Raw genomic sequence first — 22985 nt, forward strand, 5'->3', positions numbered from 1 at the left:
GCATTTTCGAATTCCCGAGCCTATTCGGGCGGCAACGGAAAGCCCTGACGCGAGCGGCCGAACGATGTATGTGCAAGTCGGACTCCGGACGGGCGGCTGCCACTTCATCCGCGGTCGGACGACGGGCGAGATGGCTCGGAGAACCGATGCTTCCGAGTCACTTCGCAATACGAGCCCAGGCATCTCGCACCGTATGCAGTGCCGTCTCAGCGCTGATCGCCAACCGAGTCTGCCCCGCCAGTTGTGCATTCCAGTCGTCTTCGCCTGGTGCACGTTCGAACAGGTGCGAACTAGGGAGCCGACCAGTCGGACCCCACCTCCGGTACAAGTCTCCCGCAACGCTATCGATAGCGCCGGCGTCGCTCAGCGCCCAGAGATCCCATAGGTCACGCGCAGCGCGTCGATCGTGCCATGTTGCCGTCTTACCGGCGGCGAAGGCAGGCAAGGTGGGCACGAGCAGCTCCGCAGGTGGCGCATCGCTGTATCGCTGCTCGAGGCTGCGAAGCTCGGTCGGCCACACCGCTCGTCCGCGTGGCGATAGCAACTGGATCTTGACGGATATGCCGGACGCGGAGCGAAGATTGGCCGCCCCAGTATCCGGGACATTGCTCAGCGGCGGTACCCATTCGAGCCGTCCATAGGTCCGCGCCACTGATCGCGGCAAAGCGGCGTCGAGTTCCGCCGCCAGTGCGGTTCGGTTGTCCAACGCAACCAGATCTATGTCTTCGCTGAGTCTGCCGTTCACCAGATGGGTACGAGCCAGAGCGGTACCGCCGATGAAATGTAGCCGATCACCGAATCCTCGGCTGATCGCCGCCAGCAGATGAGAGATCAGGTGGTCGCGCTCGACCTGCTCCGGGGAGACGCCGAATTGAACTGCGACACTTTCAAGTTCGTCATTTACCATTCCCCACCCAACCCTCCACACGTCGAAGCGCAGCACCGAGACGCTGGTCCGCAGCCAGCTGTGTAAGTATCGCCGAATCACTACGGCGGTAGAGCGTCTCGATCGCCGAACGAACCTCCCCCTCGGCATTACCCAGCCGCGGCCGGCGGGCGAGGTCGAGCACAGTCTGTTCCGGCGTTGTAACCAGCGCCGGGCCCAGCGATGTGTCGATGCGCTCGGCGTCGAGTACGTCGGTGTCACGGCAGACGAACCGGACGTGAGCCGAACGGTCGGTCAACGAGATAGGCCGATGCTGGCTGGGAACCGCGACAACCGCAGTCGCCAACGCACGCGGCACGGCGCCCAGCATGCGAGCCGCGCTGACACCCATGACAATGGCCCGATCTGCGCCGTAAATCGATGACGCGATCCCCGCGGCAGCCGGCTCGAGGCCGGGCAGCCAGGCTCTGCCGACGTACTCCGGCGGGACGACGATGTAGTAGCCGTGCGCGACGCGGTGCAGTACGCCCCGATCCACGAGCCGCGCGATCTCAGGACGCGGCTGAGCATAGATACCGGTCAAGTCCTGCGGCCGGAGTGTTCGCAGCGGGACGCGCCAGAGCTCACTCGGCAGTACAGGGCTGCGGGCCCCAGTCATCAGCACCACCTCAGAGATTATGCATATAGTTGGCTATAACCCAACTAATTGCATAGTAACACCGCATACGTCGACAGGAAATCGAGGTCGGGGCACAGCAGTGGGAAAACGACCTCGGCTTCCCGACCCTGAGCCACCTGAACCGGCCGACTCGTTCCAGACATCTCCATCCGTCGACCTCCGGCATTCTCATGCCACCGAAAGACCGTGTACATGTGTCGTGGGTCGGCGGAGGTATCACCCACCCCGGCTCGTCCGATCTCCCCCTCGGCGATGAGGTCTGTGACAACCTGCGGAATGACAGCGCCGCAATAATTGGCCACACGACGGGTAGTCGCCGGGTGTTGTCGCCCGGTCGAGTCCTGGCGCCTTCAACGAGGGAGCTGATATGGAAGCCACCACCGCGCAGCAGTCGGGCAAGCTCGACCGCAGCGTCATCGTCACAGGACTCGTCATCGTGTCCGGCATGATCATGGTGGTTCTCGACACCACCATCGTGAACGTCGCCCTGAAGTCGTTGAGCACCGAACTCGGCGCGACCCTGTCAACGACGCAGTGGGTGGTTACCGGCTACCTGCTGGCGGTGGCGCTGGCCATCCCGGTCACCGGATGGGCGATGGATCGGTTCGGGCCCAAACCGGTCTGGCTAACCGCGGTGAGTCTGTTCGTGGCGGGTTCGGCTCTGTGCGCGGCCGCCTGGTCCATCGAAAGCCTGATCGCCTTCCGCATCCTGCAGGGACTCGGCGGCGGCATGCTGCTGCCCGCCGGGCAGGCGATCATCACCCGAGCCGCGGGCGCGCAACGCCTCGGCAGGGCAATGGCCATCCTCGGCGTCCCGATGTTGCTGGGACCAGTATTCGGCCCGGTGATCGGTGGCCTGCTGGTCCAGTACACGAGCTGGCACTGGATCTTCCTCGTCAACGTCCCCGTCGGCGCCCTCGCCCTCGCGCTCGCGGCCTGGAAGCTTCCGCACGGCGACACCCTGCCCGAGCACGGCCGTCTCGACCTGCGGGGGCTGATCCTGCTCTCCGGTAGCCTGGTCTGCCTGCTCTACGGGCTGTCCGAGGCCAGCTCACACGGCGGATTCACCGAGTGGGGCGTGCTCGGCTGGCTCATCGGCGGCGTCGCGGGCTTGGCCCTCTACACCTGGCACAGCCTGCACAAGGGAGCCGACTCGATCGTCGACGTCCGCCTGCTCACCAACCGGCTCTTCGCCAGCGGAACCATCGCGGTCTTTCTCGTCGCCATCGGATTGTTCGGCGGCATGCTGCTGCTTCCGCTGTACTACCAGACCGTGCGCGGGCAAGGCCCGCTCAACGCCGGCCTGCTCCTCGCACCCCAGGGATTGGGCGCGGTCGTGGCGATGGTGATCGGCGGCCGGCTCACCGACCGCATCGGCGCCGGCTATGTCGTTCCCGTCGGCGTCGTCCTCGCCCTGATCGGCACCCTCCCGTTCACGCACGTCGGCACCGACACCTCGTACGTCTGGCTCTGTGTGGCCCTGTTCGTCCGCGGTATGGGCCTCGGTTCGGTGATGATGCCGACCATTTCGGCTGCTTACACGGAACTGGGCAGGGACGCCGTGACACGCGCGGCGCCCACACTCTCGGCCATCCAGCAGGTCGGCGCGTCGCTCGGCAGCGCCCTGCTGGTCACAGCGCTGACGCAACACCTCTCCGGGCAATTGACCGAGCACGGAATGCCTTCCGGCAGTGGTGGTTCCGGGCAGATCAACTCGATCCCGCCTCAACTGATGCCGGTCGTCGGACCATTGCTCGCCGACTCCTTCGGCTTCGCGTTCTGGGTGGCGTTCGGCCTCACGGCGGTGATCATCGTCCCGGCCATGTTCCTGCCCCGCCACGCCGCGCGTGAGCGCAACGAGACACCGGTAGCGGCCGGTATCTGACCGATTCCGCTCGCGAAACTTGCACCACCACAAGCTTTCCGGCCGCGTGCAGATCGGCCAGTGCGTCGCGTTCGTGGGTACGGCGCTCGGGCCGGCTCAGCCGGCGATGCGCGGCGACGAGCAACTGCTCCGCAGCTCGAGGGGCCCGAGCGCGTCGCGGAAACCATTTGACGCCTGGGTTCCGATCCCGGACCGTGATCACAGAACCACGGTCGGCACGACGGCTGGGACGACAGAAAGAGGTTCCGCCATGGACCCGTCGCGATGGCCTTCCGACCTCCCCGCACGCGCCCTCCGGTTCGCCCGGGGCACCTGGCTGCTGTCGGAGTCGAGCAGGTTCTACCGGGAGATTGTCGGCCTGCCGGTGCTTGCCGAGTTCCATGATCACGACGGCTACGACGGCGTGGTCTTCGCCCTGCCGGACAGCTCCACGCAATTGGAACTCGTGACACCGCCGCGCCCCGCCGCATCGTCGGAGCAACCCGACCGGGAGCATGCCATGGTCGTCTACCTCGCCGAGCCATCCGCGGCGGAGACGATCCGCAGCCGTCTGTGTTCCTCCGCCCTGCACCCCTTCGTACCCGAGAACCCCTACTGGACCCGGCGAGGTGCGTTCGGTGTGCTCGATCCCGACGGCTGGCCGGTCATCTTCGTGCCCCCAGGGGACGAGCAGGACCGGCCGAGTCTCGGACCGGCAACGGAGGTGCGGGTCGGACCCCCGAATCCGGCGCGGGACGCCGCCGACGTCGAAATCGTCGAATACGAAGGGCCGCATCGGGATTTGATCGATCTGTTCCGCCTCGCCGAGGACTCCCCGACCGTCCTGGACGGATATATCGACCTCGGAACAGTATGGGTCGCACGAGATGTCGACGGCGCCATCGTCGGACACCTGCACAGCGTCGTCCGGGATGGTGGGCAGGTCTGCGAGGTCGTCAACACCGCCGTGGTCCCGGCCTGGCGCGGGCGAGGGGTCGGCCGCCGCCTCCTGGAACACGCCATCGCACAGGCATGTGGTGCGCGGGCATCCCGCGTGGAACTGGCCACAGCCGCCGCCGATATCGGGAACCTCCGTTTCTACCAGCGGTGCGGTTTCCGGATGAGCCGTGTGGTGCGGGACGCCTTCGTTCCGGCGACCGGGTACCACGAGCCGATTCGGATCGACGGCATCCCACTGCGGGACCAGCTCTGGTTCACCCTCGACCTCTCCGACGACGACCGAGAGCGATCATGACCACCACGACGAGTGATGCGGAGCTGTTCCGCCGCGGCATGCGGACCCTGGTCGCCTCCTGGGAGGCGAACGCGCTCGGCGCGGCCGATGCCGCGGTTCACCATCTCGACGGGGTTGTCGCCGCGGTGTTCCCGTCCGGTCCGGAACGTGACGTCTACAACAACGCTGTTCTGGGCCAAGGTCTTTCGAAGGCGGGTCGCGCCGAGGCGATCGAGGCCATGGAGTCGCACTACCACCGGGCCGGGGTGGATCGCTTCGCTGCCTGGGTGTGCGAGGACGACACCTGGATGCGTGAGGATCTGGAGCGCCGCGGCTACATCGTCAGCGAGACCACCCGGGCCATGGGCCTGGATCTCGATCGGCTGGTCTCGCCCAGGCCGCGGGTCGATGCGGCGCCGCCGGCCTGGTCGGACTACCAGCGGCTATTTCTGCCGGACCGGCTGCTCGCCGGCCTGGATCCCGCCACCTATCGGGTGGCCCTGGCCCGGCTCGGCAACGACATCGTGGCCGCCGCGATCTGCCTGGACGTGGGCGGGGACTGCGGGATCTACAACGTGGAGACCCTGGAGCCGGCCCGGCGACGGGGGCTGGCCACGTCCCTGACCCTGCTCCAGGTGTACGACGCGCGGGACCGGGGCTGCACGACAGCGAGCCTGCAGTCGACGCCGATGGCGGAACGGGTGTACGCGGCGATCGGGTTCCGTGGCCTCGGCCGCATCATCGAATACGTTCCCCGCTCCGGTCGACTCGCCACTGGTCCGCCATCGCTCTAGTCGAAGGAAGCCGATCTCCAGGGTGCCAGTTTCCCCGAGATGTGTGCGCTGGTGCTCATGCGGTTCATGAGGCCGGTGGTCTCGTCTTCGCGTCGACATGGCCCTTGTTCGAGGTGAACAATGGGAAAATGCACCCGCACGGGACGCTGCCGGGCTCGGCAAAGGGTCTGAGCAGAGCCGAACTGCTGGCCGCGATATCGCTGGCGATCGACCTCGGTCTGGGTCAGCCGATGGAACACATGCTTCGGTCGTCCTTGATCGCGACACGGATCGCCGAGCGGATGGGCCTCGACCTGCAACAGCGAGCGACGGTGTACTACGCCAATCTGGTCGGGTGGATCGGTTGTCACGCCGACTCCCACGAACTCTCGGCGCTCTTCGGCGACGACATCGCCTTCCGGGCCGACACCTACGCGGTGGATATGACCGGCCTGCCGTTTCTGCGGCTGATTATGAGTCATGTTCGACGCGGATTGCCCGGCTGGGAGCGCGGCATGCGTGCCACCGCCTTTCTGGTCACGGCTCGCAGCCAGGTCGCCACACTGATCCAATCGCATTGCAGTTCCGCCGGGGTTCTCTCCGATCGGATGGGCTTGGACGGGCAGGTCGGAAAGGCGCTGGCCTACGTCTTCGAGCGCTGGGACGGCCGGGGGTTGCCCAACGGTACTCGTGGAGAGGATATCCCGGTCGAGATCCACATCGCTCACGTGGCAGACGTCGTCGAGGTGCACCTGCGGACGGGCGGGCTCGAGTACGCGAAAAATGTTCTCCGTTCTCGGTGCGGCAGTCAGTTCAGCCCGGCCGTGGCGGCGGTGTTCGATCGTGACGCGGCGTCGATTGTGGACGGGTTGCTCGAAATGGACGTCTGGGCAGTGGCGTTGGCCCAAGCACCGGATCGTGACCGAACCCTGACGGACGAGGAGAGCGACGAGTTACTCGAGGCCATGGCTGATTTCGTCGATCTCAAATCTCCGTTCACCCTGGGGCATTCGCGTGGCGTCGCGAATCTGGTGGCCGGGGCAGCCCGATGCCTGGGCATGTCGCCGTCGGACATCAAGCATCTCTACCGTGCCGGCCTCGTGCACAGCCTCGGCAAAATGGGAGTGTCCAACCAGATCTGGGAGAAGAAGGGGCCGCTCACTACGGCTGAATGGGAACGGGTACGGATGTATCCGGATCTGACCGGCCGGATACTGAGCCGAGTTAACGGCTTGAAGTCGGTGGTGTCCGTCGCGATGAAGCACCGGGAACGGATCGACGGGTCCGGTTTTCCCCGAGGTATTGCCGGCGCGGAGCTGACCACGCAGGACCGGTTGCTTGCCACGGCGGAGGCTTATCAGCGACTGCTCGAGCCACGTGCACACCGGCCGGCGCTCGATCCTCGCGGCGCTGCCGATCAGTTGCGAGAGGAGGCGCGCGCCGGCCGCCTCGACGCCAAGTCGGCGGCGGCCGTGCTTGCAGCGGCCGGGCAGCGTGTATCGCGGCGGACGCCCTGGCCGGCCGGGCTGACCGACCGCGAGGTCGAGATCCTGCGACTCGTCGCGCAGGGCCGGTCGAACCGAGAAATCGCCGCCGAACTGTTCATCGCCGAGAAAACGGCCCGCAACCATGTCGAACGTATCTACGCCAAGCTCGGCGTCAACAATCGCACGCAGGCCAGTCTCGCCGCGATCGATCGGGGTCTGGTGAGCTTCCCGGTCACTGCGGCCGGGGGAAATTGAAGCATCTGCTGCGCCAGGTACTTCAGCTCGGCAACCACGAATGATGCTGCCCGGTGCGAGATTGACGTCACATGGCTCAGTGGGTGGTCGACGCGCGTCCGGGGTGGACGGGCCGGGGTCGGTCTGAACGTCAGGCTGTGCGCTCGGAAGGCCGAACATCGTTGGTGCCGCACGCCGGCCCGCCGATATCTGTTCAGACATCTGGCGGACCGACTGTGCGGGGTTGTCATCGCCGGGATGCGCCGGGCCGGGACCGCCGGTCCAAGACCCACACCGTGGCCAGCATGAGGCCAACGGCAAACGAGGCGAGCGCGATGAGACTGACGCCGGTGCCTCCGTGGAAGGTGTCGCGGTAGGCGGACATGGCCGGCAGCGTGGCGGTGTACCGGTCGAGATCCAGGTCGCGACCCAGTGCTTCGAATGCGTGACGGTTGGATAGGCCGAGGCTCATCAGGCGCCCCGGGAGGGCCATCTTGTCAACGGGGACTATGGCGCCACCGAACAGAACCTGAGGGAAGCAGAGCATCGGCAGGGCGAGGGCGGCCTGCGCGGCGTTGGAGACCACGGCCGAGGCGAGCAATCCGAGGGCCAGTGCCGAGGTCGCCTCGATCACAATCGTCACGAAGAGGGAGGCGAACGCGTCCCATCCAACGGCGGGGAGCCGACCTAGCACCCGCAGCACACCGAGGAGCACCGCGCTCACTCCAGCCAGCACCGGAAGCAGCGCTGTCATCTTTGATGCCACGTAGGCGCCCACGCTGAGCCCGGCCAGGCGCTCCCGCCGGAAGACGGCCATCTCTCCGACGATCTGGAGCAGGCCATAGGTAAGGCCGAAGAAGAAGCCTGCGAACGCGATCCAGAACACGATCTGGGCCGGGCCGAGGTCGGCTGCGCTACGTGGATCGAACGCACCGCGCTTGAACAACGTCGCCATCATCGCAGTGACCAGTACCGGTGAGCCGAGCAGGACCGCTAGGGTCAGCCGGTTGCGAAGGAGAACATCAACATTGCGTCGTGTAAGTAGCCACCATTGCCGGACCATGCCCGTGCGCTCGACGTCTGAACGGGTGGCTGGGATGGGGGGCAGTAGAGCCGAGCCAGGCCGGGCTTTCGACTTCCCACCGCTGTCCGCGAATCGCTCCGCCCAGATCTGAGGGGTGTGCTCACGAGCCAGTCGGTCGTACACCTCGGCGATATCCTCCACGCCGAAGTAGCGCCGAGCCTCGGTCGGGCTGCCGGTGAAGGCCAGGTGGCCGTCGCGCGCCAGAAATACCACCCGGTCACACTGGTCGATGCCGGCCGGCTCATGTGTCGTGAGAACGACCGTGACCCCGCGCTGGCTGAGTCGGCGCAGCAGGCGCATCACGTCGGCTGCGGTCGACGGATCGAGCCCAGAGGTGGGTTCGTCGAGGAAGAAAAGGTGTGGCCGGGTCAGTAGTTCCACGGCGATACTGGCCCGCTTGCGCTGGCCGCCGGACAGCGCACGGACCGGCACTTCGGCCCGATCAGCCAGGTCGAGGTCATGCATGGTCTCCTCGACTACCCGGTCCGCCTCGGCCGCCGATGTGCCTGCGGGCAGCCGTAGCCGCGCCGCGTAGCGCAGCGTGCGGCGCAGAGGCATCTCGAGGTGGATGATGTCATTCTGAGGCACGTAGCCGATACGGGAATCGGCGCTGACTCGGCCCCCGCGAACGACGCCGTCATGCCGAACCTCCCCGATAGACGGTGGTCGCAGTCCCGCGAGGATCTCCAGCAGTGTGCTCTTTCCTGCTCCACTGCCGCCGGCGATGGCGACCAACTCGCCTGGTTCGACCGACAGCGACAACTCCTGGAGAATCTGCCGCGCCCCGACGTGCTGGCCCACGTTGACGGCATCGACCCGCCCGCCGCCCGGCACTTCGTGTGGGTGATCTGAAGTGCGCGTACCGAACCGCTCGACGGTCGGTGGTTCGAATGTCGAATCGGTCATGACCGATGATCTTCGTGATTCCTGAACTCGCTGTGTCATGCCCTGATCATCGGTCCGTCGCCTCCGTGGTCGCATGAGGCGTTTGCCTCAAATCGCACCCACCAGGAAGCAGGGATCGTCTGACCAGCCTGTGGGGTGTTATGTGCGTTCGGGCGCGGTGGGGTGGCGTGGGTGCTCTTCGGCCGCTACGAGACAGGTCTACGGGCGACGGCCCTCCGGCCGGAGTCTGCGGCACACCAGCAAGGCCAATTCGACACCCAGACGGTTGGGTCGCTTTTTTGGGAACGACCACTGGGATCAACACATCCTCAACAGCCTTGATCGCATGGTCCCCAGCATCCGAGGGATCGCCGTTTCTTCCGTACGCGTTCGTCCAGGCCTTTCTAAACCCTCCCGTTCACGCACGTCGGCACCGACACCTCGTACGTCTGGCTCTGTGTGGCCCTGTTCGTCCGCGGTATGGGCCTCGGTTCGGTGATGATGCCGACCATTTCGGCTGCTTACACGGAACTGGGCAGGGACGCCGTGACACGCGCGGCGCCCACACTCTCGGCCATCCAGCAGGTCGGCGCGTCGCTCGGCAGCGCCCTGCTGGTCACAGCGCTGACGCAACACCTCTCCGGGCAATTGACCGAGCACGGAATGCCTTCCGGCAGTAGTGGTTCCGGGCAGATCAACTCGATCCCGCCTCAACTGATGCCGATAGTCGGACCATTGCTCGCCGACTCCTTCGGCTTCGCGTTCTGGGTGGCGTTCGGCCTCACGGCGGTGATCATCGTGCCCGCCATGTTCCTGCCGCGGCATGCGGCGCGGGAGCGTGAGGAGACACCGGTAGCGCCGGGGCTCTGATCGAATCCGATCGCGAAACTTGCACCACCACAAGCTTTCCGGCCGCTCAGGCAATCACCCGGGGCCGCAGCTTCCTCCTCCCTCGATAAGGATGGCCAGGACCTTTTGACGGAATTTTGCGCGGACACTCTGCCGATCCGCCGTGGATATAGTTGAGCACTTGGAATACGAGCGAAAGGTGCAGCGCGCCAAGGGGAAAGTCTGACGCTGGAACGAGAAGCGCGCCACCGGGATAATCGAGACCGTTGACGGTTCGCATGTCTGGTTCGGTCTCGACTCGCTGGGTGAGCACAAGAATTTCGGGGACGTTGTCATCGACGATCCAGTAGAGGTGGAATACGAAGACGCTCAACAAGATTCACATGCTCTCCGGGCCATCGAAGTCACTTGGCCCTGACCTTGCCGGTATAGGTAGAGTATTCGAGCTGCATATGGCGCCGCAGACCGCCCTACGTCTTCTCAGTCGCTACCTCGAAGGCAGTCGGGCGCCAAACCGCGGATGATGTTGATATTCGCTCTCGTGCAGAATTCGTTATCCGCAGCGTCTCAATGTCAGGCCTGAATATTCGGTGTTACGCACCATTTGCCGTACAACGCTTCTCGCGCCTGCGTGTAGGCGGTGCGGATCCTTTCGCCCAGCGCATCGTCGCCGGATGCCGAAATCTCGACAGTCGCGGCCGCTGGCCACCGCGGCGGTTCAGCACCCCCGCGCAATACCCACGCAGCCTGCCGTGCGGCACCGAGCGCGACGTACTCCTCTGGCGCCGGGACAGTCACCGCCGCACCCAGAATTTGCGCGGCGCTCTCGGCGACGAAGGCCGAACGCGAAGCGCCGCCAATTAGCAGCACTCTCCGGGGTGTGGCGCCGGCGGCACGTAACCTGTCGAGCGCATCGGCCATATTGCAGAGCATGCCTTCGACTGCGGCGCGGGCCAGGTGGGCGGGTCGCATTGTCTCCAAACGCAACCCGTGCAGGCTCCCCGTCGCATGCGGCAAATTCGGGGTGCGTTCGCCGGACAGGTACGGCAGCAGGACGAGGCCGTCGGCACCCGGCGGGGCCTGGCGGCCCAGTGCATCGAGTTCGCCGATGCCGATTCCCAAAGCCGTGGCCATCGCCTCGAGCACCCGGGCGGCGTTGAGCGTGCACACCAACGGCAGGAATTGTCCTGTCGCATCGGCGAATCCGTTGATGAACGGATCGGTGTGCAGCTGCGAGGTGCGCGCGAACGCCGTCCCGCTGGTGCCCAGCGAGATCACCACATCGTCGTCTCCGATCCCTAGTCCGAGCGCCGCTGCCGCGTTGTCCCCCGCGCCCGCGGCGACCAGCGCGCCCGATGCGGTGCGTCCGGCGCTCTCGGACGGTTCCAGCACCCTCGGAAGTTCCGGTGTCCGGTCACGGAAGGCCAAGGCCAGCAGGTCTTCTCGATACCGGCCCTCCACCGCGGACCAGTATCCGGTGCCCGAGGCGTCGCTGCGATCGGTGGTGGGTGCGGCATCACCACCACCAAGCAATCGCCAGGTGAGGTAGTCGTGCGGCAGCATCACTCGGGTGACCCGGTCTGCGAGTTCGGGCTCGTGATCGGCCATCCAGCGCAACTTCGCGGCGGTGAAGGCGGCGACCGGGACGCTGCCGACTGCGTCCAGCCACGCCTGCGGTCCGCCCAGCTCCGCGACGAGGTCGTCGGCTGCCTCGGCGGAGCGGACGTCGTTCCACAGCAAGGCATCTCGCACCGGGCGGTGTGAGTCGTCGAGTGCCACCAGGCCGTGCTGCTGGCCGGCGATCGACACCGCGTCGACGTTATCGAGCAGCCCCTCCCCCGCCTGTTGCAGCGCGGTCCACCATGCCTCGGGCGGGACCTCGGTTCCGTCGGGGTGCGGCGCGGATCCCCGTGCCAACACCTCACCGGTGTCCGCGTCGCACACCACGACCTTGCACGATTGGGTGGAGCTGTCCACTCCGGCGACGGTTGCCATCTATCCGCGCGGGGCGATCTGGATCTTGCGGCCGATGCCGTCGCGGAAGGCTTGCAGCGCTTCCGAGAACTGGTCGAGACCGAAGGTGTGGGTGATCATGGTGTCGGCGTCGATGGCGCCCTTGCACATCAGGTCGACGGCGCGGCCGAAGCTGTGGACCACTGCCATCGAGCCGACGACGGTGATTTCGTCGTTGTAGATGCGGAAGGGTGAGAAGGAGGCCGTCGCGTCGCCGGGGGCGACGCCGAACTGCTGGTAGGTGCCGCCGCGGCGGACGCGGGTGAGGCCGTCTTCGATCGCCGGGATCGCGCCGGTGCAGTCGATGACGACTTCCCAGCCGTGCGGGCGGTCGAACTCGTCGGCGTTCGTGGCGACCGCGTCGGCGCCGAGTGTGCGGGCTACCTGCAGGCGGTCGGTGTTGAGGTCCACCACCGAAACCGAGGTCGCGCCCGCGGTCACGGCGAGTTGCAGCATCATCAGGCCCATGGTGCCCGCGCCGTAGATCAGGTAATGCGCACCCAATGTGCGTGGTAATCCGTCGAATCCGTGCACCGCGCACGACAGCGGTTCCACCAGCGCGCCGTGTGCGGCGGGCAGATCGGCCGGCAGTAGATAGCAGTTGGCCTCCGGCACCGCGACGTATTCGGCCATCGCGCCGTTCACCGTGTCGCCGATCGCGCCCCAGCGTTCGCAGAGATTGCCGCGGCCGATGCGGCAGTAGTGGCAGGCGCCGCAGAACAGCGACGGGTCCACGGCCACCTTCTCGCCGGACCGCGGACCGTCGACGATCTCACCGCAGAACTCGTGGCCGGGGACGATCGGATAGGGCGTCGGTGGGAATTCGCCTTCGACGATGTGGATGTCGGTGCCGCAGATTCCTACCGCGGCCACCTCGACGACCACCTCTCCGGGGCCGGGGGTCGGGTCGGGAATTGTCTGGACCGAGTACTCGCCGGGCTTTTCGATCACCAAGGCACGCATTCACCGTCCCCTTTCCTGGTACCACCATGCGGTGGTGGCGATATCGGCGTCGGCCAACGGCAGATACCGCCCACCGTCCTGCCATCCCAGTGCTTGCAGCGTGACGCGCAGTTCCTCGTGGAAGCGGATCGGGTCGCGCACATGCCAGCGGTACATGCCGAATCGTTGTTGCGGCGTGTAGATCTCGTCGTGCGGAAGTACCTGGTGCAGGCCGAGATACGGGCTGGAGTAGTCGCGGTAGGCGCCGTCGAGGTCGAAGTTCCAGGCGCCGCCGAAATAATCCTCGGTGCCGGTGCCGCAGATCGTCGGGAACTCGTCGTCTCCGTCGAGATGGAATTTGATCTCGCCCTCGCCCCACCAGCCCGGGGCGTTGGGGGCGATCGCCAGATAGGTGCCGACATAGCGTCCGCGGCCCCGAATACCGTCGACGATGGTGTGTACCGCCGGAGTGCCCAGCGGATTACTGTGTCGCCGTTGGCAATGCAGGTAGCCTGCGTCCTCGCCTACCTCGGTCTCGTCGTAGGTGAGCTGATAGTAGACCGGCACCGGACGTTCGGTCGGATTGTGCAGGGTGACACGGACACGCTCGCGAAAAGGCATGGGCCAGTAGCTGTTCAGGCCACCGGCGGGTGCGACCACGACCATTTCCGAACTCACCAGTGCCAGTTCGTCCCAGCCGTTGCAGAAGAAGTCGCCCAGCGGCACGTCGATCGACGGATGTGGGTCGTCGTCCCAGGTGAAAGTCAGCCTCAATCGGCGCAGCAGTGTGCGGTCGGTGGTCAGCCAGAAGTGCCGGATGACACCCGGTCCGGATACGTCGGCCAGCGTCGCGGTGGATCCGGCCACGAGGTCGATCGACGGGGACACCTTCCACCCCACACCGAGATCGCGTGCCGCGCCCGCGCCGGTGCCGGTCTCCGCCCGTGCGCCCGCGCCCGGCGCGCCGGTCGGGTTCTCGGGGCTGATCGAGCGTGTCCGCGCGCGATCGAGTCGCCAGAGCTCAGCCATTATTCGCCGCCCGATGTTGTTCGGTAGCAAGGAAATGCGCGATATCCGCAGTCGATTCGTAGAGTTCGCGGTAGCGCCGGTAGTACTGGTCGTAGACCGCCTGCCGTTCGGCGTCCGGCTCGACGATCGACGTCACCGGGTTCCAGCCGGAGGTGTCGACGCCGGACGCCTCCGCGGCGAGCATGGCTTCGCCGAGACACGCACCGACGGTTTCCGCCGGCAATTCCTGCGGCAGACCGGTCACGTCGGACACGATCCGGGTCCACAGCCCGCCCTTCGTTCCACCCCCGACCGCGACGAGACGTCGAGCGCGGCCGCCGGCGTGGGCCATCGCGTCCAGGTTGTGCCGCACCCCGTATGCGGTTCCTTCCAGCGCGGCGCGGTACAGCTCGCCGCGGCCGTGGCTCGTGGTGAGACCGGCGACCATGCCACGAGCGTCGGGATCGAACAGGGGCGTTCGTTCGCCGGCGAAATACGGCAGCATCAGCAGTCCCCGACTGCCCGCCGGAACCTTGCCGGCCTCCGTGACCAGGTCGCCGAAATCTCCGCCGACCAGACGGCGCAGCCAATCGGTGACCGCGCCCGAGGTCGCCATTCCCGCTGCGAGCGAATAGGTTTCGGGCCAAGCACCGCAGGTGCCCCACAGACCGGGATGCGGACGCGGCTCGGTGAGGATCTGGACCAGGAACATCGTGGTGCCGTACATGACCATCGCATCGCCGGGAGCGCGCACGCCGACGCTGGCGGCTTCGGCCCACGCGTCGACGGTGCCGGTGGTGACCGGTAACCCCTCCGGAAGACCGGTCGCGGCAGCACCTTCCGCAGTCGCCCGGCCGACTATCTCTGTGGGCCAGGCGAGTTCGGGCAACGGCAAGCCCGGAGCACAGTGCTCGGCCCAATCGCTCGCCCATTCTCGTTTGCGCAGGTCGTACATGGGCACGCACTGGCTCGCCGACTGATGGTCGAGCACGTATCGCCCCGTCAACCGATGCACGAGAAAGGAACTCGCCATGAGCAGCATGCGCGTGCGCTCGTACACGCGCGGCTCGTGCCGCGCCAGCCACCGCAGCTTCGGTCCGACAGCCTGACTGGTCAGCGGCGACCCCGCCCGTTCGAGCACGGCCGCAGCGCCCAATTCCTTTGCCAGCTCGGCGATTTCGACTCCAGACCGGGTGTCGACGCCGTACAGGATGGCCGGCCGCAGCGGATTGCCCTGCGCATCGGCCGGCAGCAGACACGGGCCGATACCGCTGATCCCGAGCCCCTCCAGCCGAGCACCGGCGGCGGCATCGACCAGTTCGCGAGCGATGGCGACGAAATCCGCCCACCACACGGTTTCCGCGTCGTGCTCGACCCAGCCCGGTCGCGGCATCGACACCTCGTGCGGACGCTCGGCACGGGCGAGGACCTTGCCGTCGGCGTCGGTCAGCACGCCCTTGGAACCCGATGTGCCGATGTCGATTCCGAGGAACATGGTCACCGAGTGAATTCGTCCACGGTGACACCGAGCAGATCACACGCGGCGCGCACGGTCCCGCGATGGTCACCGGGCACGGCGTGGATGTGGTTGGCGCCGAACCGGGACAGAAAATCCTCGGCACGAGCGTCCAGCCGCGCGAACGCGTGCGGCCATTCGCGGGTCGACTGGCGCATCAATTCGTCGTTGGTGGCCTCGTCGTAGGTCTCGAAGTCGCCGAGCATCAACTGCATTCGATAGTTGCCGTCGTTGCGCGTGAGCCGGGCCAGCGTCATCTGCCCCGGGGCCGCGAGATGATGGACGGACGCCCCGCCGGCGGGGAAGAAGAACACCTCGGGGAACAGATGCACGCGGGACAGGTTCTCCGCCGGATCGTCGCTGCGCGCCGCGAACCAGGTGGCGTGCTGGCCGGAGTTGCACAGATCCCAGATGTCGCGGTCCGCGTGGTAGTGGCGGACGTCGGCGAACAACACCGGCGTCCCCGAGATCTGTTTCAGCAGTTGCATGGTCAGCGCGCCGTCCATATCGGCTTCGGTCGCGCACACGTGCGTCGGTTTCGGACCGTTCCAGTCGTACGGGTCGTTGAGGAACGCCTCCGTGACGTCCATCGTGGCGAAGTACTGGGTGAGCTCGGGCTGCCCCTTGATGCCGGAGAAGTCGATGTTCCATTCGTCGATCAGCTCGCGCACCGCGAGGTAGGAGCGGATCTGGCGCTCCAGCAACTCCGGCGTGAGTTTGTCACCGTCGTAGTGCACGCCCGCGGTGGTCTCCTCCAGCCAGGTCCGAGCCTTGGATACCTCAGCGGCATCGGCCAGCTCGGCGCGGCGCACGATCTCCCACTGGTCGATCTCCTCGACGTCGACACCGAAGATGCGTTGCCACTGATCGGTATTCGCGACAGCGGTGTTCATCCCCATAGGCCGGCCGCCGAACCGTCCGAACGTCGAACCGCGCAAGCTCGACACCGCCGACGCCGCCACCGCCTGCACACCGATCTTCTCGATCAGGTCCGGGTCGGCCGGGTCGCCCCACAGCCGGGTGTGCGTGCGGCCGATCTGATCCAGCGCTCCCCCGGCCGCCAGCATCCCGACCATTCCGGGCTGGACCGGGTCGATATTGGACAGCAGCAGCAACGCTCCCGGCGTGGCTCCCTGGACGAGCATCGTGAAGTGCGGGAACGCCCACACCGCGTAGTGCAGGACGGTCAGATCGACTCCGGCCGAGGCGACTTCGCGAGCCACCGAGACGGCGAGAGTGTTGGTACTGACCGGCGCGGAGCCGCGCACCACCTCGTGTCCGGCGGAGGTCAGTTCGGCGACGAGCCGGTCCTCGTTGGTACGGATGAACTCGGCTATGCCGTCGTGCACATAGTCGCGTCCGTCGGAAATGCTGATCACACCGATACGTGCCACGCCGGATCCCTTCCAGAGACGAACGGTCGGACTACTCGCTGCTGTGCCCGATGGTGGTCCGCACGGTCCTCGGTGGTAACGCAGGCTGCCGCCTCCGGGCCGCGCTCGCACCACTAGAGATATCACTCGGGGGACGGTCTACGGTGCGGTTCTGCCGATCTCGAGGGAAGCCAGCGACACTCCGCCCTGACCCCAGCCGCAACTGGTGATCCACAGATCGCCGTCGTCGATCACCTCGGCGGCATGCGCGGCGATGTGGCCGACACGGTCGTCGATCCGGAAGTGGTAGGGACTGTCGCCGCGGAACACGTCGGTGCCGACGTAATCGGGTCGCGGGCCGATGAACAGATACCAGGATCCGTTGTGGGACAACACGAACGGTGATTCGGTATTGCCGGCCTCGGTGCCCGACGTGGGGTCGGTGAACGCGATGTGCCGCTCGCTCCAGGTGCGCAGGTCGGTACTCGTGCGGTATGCGACCACGTAGTTGCCGCCCGTCGGCGAACTCGTCGCGGCGTAGTACATCACCCAGCAGTCGTCGATCCACACGACCATCGGATCGCGGGCGTCGTACCCGTCGCGAAACACCGGCCCGGTCGGTTCGCGGGTCCACTCGAACAGGTCGTCGGAGGCGGCCACACAGATCGCCGCCGCGGTGCGGTCGTCACCACCGCCCGCGTAGAACATGTGGTAGCGGCCGTCGGCGCGGATCACGTACGGCGCCCACAGGTGGGTCTCGCCGTAGTCGCGGTCCACCACCAGAGCCGACGGGTGTGTGGTCCACGGGCCCTGCAGATCGTCGGCACTGGCGTGGGCGAATTCGATCTCGTCGAACGGATCCGCCGGTTCGGGATGGGTGATGCCGAACAGGTGCCAGCGGCCCGATTCGTCGCGAATGATGGTGTGGTCGTTGATGTACCACCGCTGCGACTCGCCGGCGCTCGGATCGTAGATCACGTGGAAACGCCCGGCTCGAACGCTCACCATCCGGCGTGCCGATCGCCCCGGACGAGCAGGCTCGGTGGCGGTCCTTCTCGACATTCGATCTCGGTCATCTGCCACCGCTCTCCTCAGTCGCGTTCGCCGTACCGGGTGTGACGCTGCCGGGGACGCCCACTGCGGATCGGCTCGCAGGCCGGTGAACGACCGTCTCGGCATCCCATGACACGGTAGATGACACCGCGATGGAGAGCGGCCACATCGCGCTGCACTGCGCCGGCAAGATTCACCACCCACTCGCAGCCGGCCTCACCCCGATCACCCGGCGTCGGCCACGAATCCATGCGTGTAGCGGAATCGGCCACACCATTCCCATCGGTGGGGACAATCTCGGTATCGCCGCTTCCGAATAGACTGCGCCGCATGCGGACAGCGATGACGCTCGACAGCGGCCAAGTCGTCAGTTATGTCGACCACGGCGGTTCCGGCCCCGCCGTACTGCTGTTGCACAGCTACCTGATGGACGCGGACATGTTCGCCCCGCAGGTACGTTCGCTCGGCCAGTCCTACCGGTTGATCGCCATGGATGAGCGCGGCCACGGCGAAACGCCCGCCGACGGCCCCTTCACCTATTGGGACGTGGCCCGCGACGCACTCGGATTGCTCGACCACCTCGGAATCGCCCGGTGCGCGGTGCTGGGTACGAGTCAGGGCGGATTCATCGGTTTGCGGATGGCCCTCCTGGCACCGGACCGGGTGGCCGCGCTCGTGTTGCTCGGAACGTCGGGCGCCGCCGAGGACCCGCAGGTCGCCGACGCCTACCGGCAGGCCGCTGCGGCATGGCGGGAACTCGGTCCGACGCAGGACCTGCTCGACATGAACGCCGCCATCTGCCTGGGCCGGCACGACGCAACCGAGTGGCAGGCCAAGTGGCGCAAGCTTTCCGGAGATCACATCGACCGCGTTCTGACCCCACTGGTCGAGCGGGACAGCATCCTCGACCGAGCTTCCGAGATCGACTGCCCCGCCCTGGTCCTGCACGGGTCGGCGGACGCCGCTTATCCGGTCGATCGAGCCGTCGAGTTGGCCGAGGCATTGCCCGACGCCGGACCGCCGGTGATCGTCGACGGCGGCGCGCACTTCCTCTCGCTCACCGATGCGGACGCCGTGGAACCGCACCTGCTGGAATTCCTGTCGAAGTCGCTACCCGGGTGATCCCGAGCCTCCGTTGACCCGCGCAGCAGCCGGCGCGACCGGTTGCGTTGCCGATCATGGACCTGTCTCGCCTACCGGCCCCGGAAGCGACTCTCTGCGCGTCCCCGCGACATCAGTGCCGGCGGACGAGGTGGATCACTCGTGGATGGAGACCTTGTTCTTGTAGAAGGCGACGTGACCTTCTATGTTGGCCGCCGCCCGTTTCGCCTCGGGGTAGTACCACGCGGCGTCGACGAGGGGATTTCCGTCACCGACATCCACGGTGTAATAGCTCGCACGACCCTTCCACGGGCAGATGGTGTGCGTCTCGGTGGGCGTGAAGTACTCCTTCTTGATCGCTTCCGGCGGGAAGTAGATATTGCCCTCCACTGTTTCGTAGTGGTCGGACTCCGCGATGGTGACACCGTTGACCGTTGCCTTTGCCATGCGTCTATTCTGCCTCGATCGGCGAGCGGGTCCCAGCGGCGACCAGCTGCGGGAGGAGATCGTGGTAGACCCGTCGAGCCGGGCCCCGGCGGCATCGACAATACGAACTCGGTGTTCGCGGAGACCGATGCCGACGGAACGACCACGCTGTCGGCGAAGGACGACCGGCGGTACAGGGGCGGCGCGGGACCGTCCACCACGCGGCGAGGCCAATTCTGTTGGCGCACTCTACGATCGGCCGGTGACGCTTTCCCCGCCGATCTGATCGGCTATGTCGACGGTGGCCTCGATGCCGATCTGGGCCGCTGGTTCCCCGACGCCGAACCCGTCGTGGTGCCGGATCGAACCCGTTCGGTCACATCGTTTCTCGCGCGCCTGGCCCCGACGGACGGGGCCGCGCTCGCCGCGCTGGATGCCCGGGTGCGCTCGGGGGTGATGCCACCGTTCCTCGACATGTTCGTCTGGTCGTTCCTGCGCTACCGCGCGGTGCGCGCGGGCCGCCGCGATGTCGACGCCGTGGAGGCCGATTTCCGTGCCCTCGGCCAGGACGGCGCACTGGAACCGCAGCTCGGCCTGTTGCGCCTCATGTCGCGATCGTGATTCGACGCGGTCGAGTAGCTGCCCGGGGCCGTGCCGGTTACGGCCGTGCGGTGTGGTCCGGTCGCCCGCGGGTGCGACGCTGTTCCTTCATCTCCGCTTCGAAGACGTGGCGCCGGCCTTCGACTAGCTGATCGCGCACCGTGCGTTCCATGTCGGCGAATGCCGCGTAATACCCGTCGTCGTATTCCTCCACGATCTGAAATGTCCATCGGCCCGATAGCACGTTGCGACCGATCAACTCGCTTCGCACCCGCTCCGCCAAGTCCGGGCGGCCCGCGGCGACGAGCTGATCGGCAGCGCTGTCCAACAGCAGATCGGCACGACCGGTCAGGCGGTGAAACGCGTACAAATTCCCACGCGCCTGTTCGATCGTCTCCAGCGCTTCGGACAAGGTCCCGGCCGCCCGGACCGCGTCGTCGCCGGCATCACCGGGACGACGATGCCGGGCCGCGGGCTGCTCCTCGGTGGCCAGGCCGCTGTCCGCGACCTCTTTTGTGTCGGTGTCGTTGGTCATGTAGTGGCTGTACCCATGCGCCCCGCTTCGATGCACAATCGATGCATCGATCTCCGTCACGGCTCGAGTTCGCGTTCGCCCAGGACATCCTGGAATCGCCTCGCGTACGCTGCGCGAAGCGGCTGCGACGCCGCCAGCAGTGCACCGAGGCGGTCGGGGCCGATCGGCTCGGCTAGGCCGTCCACCGCTCGCAGGTCGCTGATCTGTCTCGCAGTCTCGAGCTCGGCGAGCTCCCATGAGCTAGGGGTCCGGGGATCGTCTTGCAGCATTCCTGCCAGGGAGTAGCAGGCGACCAGGACGTCGAAGCATCGCGAATCGCCGGCATCCGGCTCGTTCCACGTCCTCACGACGTAATCCGCTATCGAGACCACATCGATGTACCAGGCCGCGACACCGTCGGGCTCCTCGAAAGGCAGATCATCAGGGCCGAGAATGTCGCGGAATCGCGTGGCCAGAAGCTCCGGGCCGATCCGCGGTGGGGCACCGACCGCGCGAGCGCGACAGTATTCGAGCGAGTCGTCGATGAGCCGGCAGAGTCCGGCGACCTCGCGGTCGGCCCGATCGGTGGCGGCGAGAACGGCCGCTCGATTCAGGCACAGGGTAGCGACCAGCGCGCGCTGGAACGCATCGGCCCGCTCCACCGAATCTCGCACGAGATCGTCGTCGAACATGCCAAACATCTCCCACGCTTGTCCGATCGTTCCCGCACCCGGATCCGATCTACGACGCCGCCCCGAGGGCACCCGCAAAGATACTCGGCCACAGCGAATTTCGTGAGCCCGTAGACGAGGATCAAAGTGCCGAACAGCACGACACTCATGCACCACGCCTGCAGCAGGTGGTTGTCCGGCTGAACCACCGTTTTTCACGGCGGGCAAGCGTTCTCGTTCCACGGTGAGTGCCGAGCGGAAGCCGCCCAGAGCGCTGCGAGGCAGGAATCTACCTCCCGGGGCATTCACTCGGTGCCGGTTCGCCGCGCAGCCGGCCGTCTATCCATTCGCTGAGTCCCGGATAGCTGGTGACGTAACTGCTCAGGTGTTCGCCGGGCACTGTGCGGAAAACGGCCGGAACGCCACGGCTGCATTGTTCACCGTACATACGCTGAGCGTCCTCCAGGGGAATCCAGGGATCCCACGCACCGTGATAGATATACAGCGGCACACCCGACGTCCGGTCGGACAAATCCAGTTGGCGAAACAGATTGTCGGCCATCGGACTGTCGAGTGGGTTGCTGATATTCGTCGCCACATCCATCGGAATACCGACGACGCCGAGCGGTCCATCGGCGTCACCACACAGATCCCGCGTCGGGGATGTCGTCACCCACTGCGCGAGATGATTCATGTACTGGAGCACCTCCGGATGCTCACGCGCTATCGCCGTCGACACCGACAACAGAATGCCGGAGGCGATCCCGCCGTTGAAACGGTGGGCGATATCGCGGTAGTCGGCCGCCAGTCCCCCCGAGGCCACGCCCACCAGAACGTCCGACAGATCCGGCGCGTACTCACTCTGCAACATCGCGGTGGCATACGCGGCGATCGCTCCGCCCGAGTAGCCCTCGACCACATAACGACTGTTACCGAACTCCGGCAGGGCATTACGCACGGCGCGAATCGAATCGAGCATCATGTGCCCGGCCACATTCGTCTCGCCGTACGCCATCAGCGGGCCTTCATGGTCGGGCAGGAGAACCGCGTGCCCTTTGTTCAGGGCCGACCAGATAGCCGGCAGAAACCAGACCAGATCCGTGTTGGTCCGATCGAGTATGCCGTGCGACAACTGATAGCCCGGCGTGCAGTGCAACCCGAGTGCGTTGATCGGCATCGCGTCCACCTCCACCGGACGGGGCCCCGGACCGTTCCACGACGCCGCCGGGACGATCAATGTAGCGGTGCCGAAGGAGGGCGTGCCCGTCGCCGAGGTCGAGCGAAACTTCAACAGCACCGCCCGCTCGATCGGCGCCGCCATATGCTGCGCTGTCGTCGCCGTCACGTCACGCGACTCGAAGATCTGCCCCGGCTCCAGCGCGGCCAGATTCGCAGGCCAGGCATCGAAGGTCTGATCCCCGGTCGGCGACGACAAAATCGCCCGCCACAACGCCGCCTGCTGATCAGCGGCGGACTGCTCGGGGCCGGCGGTCAACTGCGGCGGTTTTATGTTCTGGTCGATCCAGTTCTGCATTGGGGAGGGCGGATTTCCGGGCGATGACTGCGTGATCGGCCCGATGGGCGGGCCTTCGTCCGCCCGAGCAGACTGTTCGCCCAAACACGCACTGGCGACGAGAACAGTGACCACAGCTGCCAGAAACCCTCTCACAAGCGACATCCTTTGTTCGGACGAAACTGCCGGGAGTCTCCCCTGCCGGGGGGGTGTCCCTATCTCCGCTGTCAAGCGATCCGGCCGGGATTTCTCTGATTTCGAGGCAGTGGAGGGCCATCGA

The 22985-nt window shown here is 66.3% G+C and carries 21 protein-coding genes; 7 read left to right on the forward strand and 14 right to left on the reverse strand.

What is annotated here, in order from left to right; genetic code table 11:
- Window positions 1-157: 157 nt before the first annotated feature.
- Complete coding sequence (locus tag A5789_RS35435) at window positions 158-907, reverse strand: nucleotidyl transferase AbiEii/AbiGii toxin family protein (protein ID WP_082940608.1); 750 nt, start codon at window positions 905-907, stop codon at window positions 158-160.
- Entirely contained in the window at window positions 897-1544 is a 648-nt protein-coding gene (locus A5789_RS10285) for a type IV toxin-antitoxin system AbiEi family antitoxin (protein WP_063011793.1), read from the reverse strand. The genes A5789_RS35435 and A5789_RS10285 overlap by 11 nt, the downstream gene beginning before the upstream one ends.
- Window positions 1545-1932: 388 nt before the next feature.
- Between A5789_RS10285 and A5789_RS10290 the strand changes: the two genes are divergently transcribed.
- The 4 genes from A5789_RS10290 (at window position 1933) to A5789_RS10305 (ending at window position 7178) form a co-directional block, all read left to right on the forward strand.
- Window positions 1933-3450: a DHA2 family efflux MFS transporter permease subunit gene (locus A5789_RS10290; RefSeq protein ID WP_064927197.1), complete on the forward strand. Its 1518-nt coding sequence runs from the start codon at window positions 1933-1935 to the stop codon at window positions 3448-3450.
- Between the two features lie 250 nt (window positions 3451-3700).
- Window positions 3701-4684, forward strand: a complete 984-nt coding sequence (locus A5789_RS37290) for a GNAT family N-acetyltransferase (protein WP_197516585.1) — start codon at window positions 3701-3703, stop codon at window positions 4682-4684.
- A complete protein-coding gene (locus tag A5789_RS10300; RefSeq protein ID WP_064902902.1) occupies window positions 4681-5457 on the forward strand; it encodes a GNAT family N-acetyltransferase in 777 nt (258 codons plus the stop codon). The genes A5789_RS37290 and A5789_RS10300 overlap by 4 nt, the downstream gene beginning before the upstream one ends.
- Before the next feature lie 128 nt (window positions 5458-5585).
- Window positions 5586-7178: an HD domain-containing phosphohydrolase gene (locus A5789_RS10305; RefSeq protein ID WP_064902900.1), complete on the forward strand. Its 1593-nt coding sequence runs from the start codon at window positions 5586-5588 to the stop codon at window positions 7176-7178.
- Between the two features lie 226 nt (window positions 7179-7404).
- Here the strand turns inward: A5789_RS10305 and A5789_RS10310 are convergent, their stop codons facing one another.
- Window positions 7405-9222: an ATP-binding cassette domain-containing protein gene (locus tag A5789_RS10310; protein ID WP_064902898.1), complete on the reverse strand. Its 1818-nt coding sequence runs from the start codon at window positions 9220-9222 to the stop codon at window positions 7405-7407.
- A 363-nt stretch (window positions 9223-9585) separates the two neighbouring features.
- On the opposite strand from A5789_RS10310, the gene A5789_RS10315 reads away from it, so the two are divergent.
- Entirely contained in the window at window positions 9586-9996 is a 411-nt protein-coding gene (locus tag A5789_RS10315; protein ID WP_064902897.1) for a hypothetical protein, read from the forward strand.
- A gap of 46 nt (window positions 9997-10042) precedes the next feature.
- Here A5789_RS10315 and A5789_RS36455 read toward each other — a convergent pair whose 3' ends face one another.
- The 7 genes from A5789_RS36455 to A5789_RS10345 form a co-directional block, all read right to left on the reverse strand.
- Window positions 10043-10351, reverse strand: a complete 309-nt coding sequence (locus A5789_RS36455; RefSeq protein WP_155525690.1) for a hypothetical protein — start codon at window positions 10349-10351, stop codon at window positions 10043-10045.
- Window positions 10352-10548: 197 nt separating this feature from the next.
- Entirely contained in the window at window positions 10549-11970 is a 1422-nt protein-coding gene (gene xylB / locus A5789_RS10320) for a xylulokinase (RefSeq protein WP_064902896.1), read from the reverse strand.
- Window positions 11971-12951 (reverse strand): zinc-dependent alcohol dehydrogenase family protein, encoded by a 981-nt coding sequence (locus tag A5789_RS10325; RefSeq protein WP_064902895.1) that lies wholly within the window; start codon window positions 12949-12951, stop codon window positions 11971-11973.
- Window positions 12952-13959 carry a glycoside hydrolase family 172 protein gene (locus A5789_RS10330; RefSeq protein ID WP_064902894.1) on the reverse strand — a complete coding sequence of 336 codons (1008 nt, stop codon included), beginning with the start codon at window positions 13957-13959 and terminating at the stop codon, window positions 12952-12954. It abuts the gene before it with no gap.
- A complete protein-coding gene (locus tag A5789_RS10335; RefSeq protein WP_064902893.1) occupies window positions 13952-15433 on the reverse strand; it encodes an FGGY-family carbohydrate kinase in 1482 nt (493 codons plus the stop codon). The genes A5789_RS10330 and A5789_RS10335 overlap by 8 nt, the downstream gene beginning before the upstream one ends.
- A 2-nt stretch (window positions 15434-15435) precedes the next feature.
- Window positions 15436-16848, reverse strand: coding sequence for an L-fucose/L-arabinose isomerase family protein (locus A5789_RS10340; RefSeq protein WP_064902892.1), 1413 nt, complete (start codon window positions 16846-16848; stop codon window positions 15436-15438).
- Window positions 16849-16986: 138 nt separating this feature from the next.
- Window positions 16987-17835, reverse strand: a complete 849-nt coding sequence (locus A5789_RS10345; protein WP_193615515.1) for a family 43 glycosylhydrolase — start codon at window positions 17833-17835, stop codon at window positions 16987-16989.
- A 375-nt stretch (window positions 17836-18210) separates the two neighbouring features.
- Here A5789_RS10345 and A5789_RS10350 point away from each other — a divergent pair, with 375 nt between their 5' ends.
- Complete coding sequence (locus A5789_RS10350; RefSeq protein ID WP_193615516.1) at window positions 18211-19002, forward strand: alpha/beta fold hydrolase; 792 nt, start codon at window positions 18211-18213, stop codon at window positions 19000-19002.
- A gap of 135 nt (window positions 19003-19137) precedes the next feature.
- On the opposite strand, the gene A5789_RS10355 is transcribed toward A5789_RS10350, so the two are convergent.
- Window positions 19138-19428, reverse strand: coding sequence for a DUF427 domain-containing protein (locus A5789_RS10355; RefSeq protein WP_063011656.1), 291 nt, complete (start codon window positions 19426-19428; stop codon window positions 19138-19140).
- A gap of 111 nt (window positions 19429-19539) precedes the next feature.
- Here A5789_RS10355 and A5789_RS10360 point away from each other — a divergent pair, with 111 nt between their 5' ends.
- A complete protein-coding gene (locus A5789_RS10360) occupies window positions 19540-20028 on the forward strand; it encodes a hypothetical protein (RefSeq protein ID WP_227462872.1) in 489 nt (162 codons plus the stop codon).
- Between the two features lie 37 nt (window positions 20029-20065).
- Here the strand turns inward: A5789_RS10360 and A5789_RS10365 are convergent, their stop codons facing one another.
- The 3 genes from A5789_RS10365 to A5789_RS10375 form a co-directional block, all read right to left on the reverse strand.
- The gene (locus A5789_RS10365; protein WP_063011652.1) at window positions 20066-20542 is read right to left on the reverse strand and encodes a hypothetical protein; all 477 of its coding nucleotides are present in this window, start codon (window positions 20540-20542) and stop codon (window positions 20066-20068) included.
- A 56-nt stretch (window positions 20543-20598) separates the two neighbouring features.
- Window positions 20599-21213, reverse strand: coding sequence for a hypothetical protein (locus tag A5789_RS10370; protein ID WP_064902889.1), 615 nt, complete (start codon window positions 21211-21213; stop codon window positions 20599-20601).
- 268 nt (window positions 21214-21481) lie between these two features.
- Window positions 21482-22985: lipase family protein (locus tag A5789_RS10375; RefSeq protein WP_321190242.1), on the reverse strand; the 1504-nt coding region annotated here is incomplete at its 5' end.

Source organism: Nocardia sp. 852002-51101_SCH5132738 (assembly GCF_001665695.1).
GTDB lineage: Bacteria > Actinomycetota > Actinomycetes > Mycobacteriales > Mycobacteriaceae > Nocardia > Nocardia nova.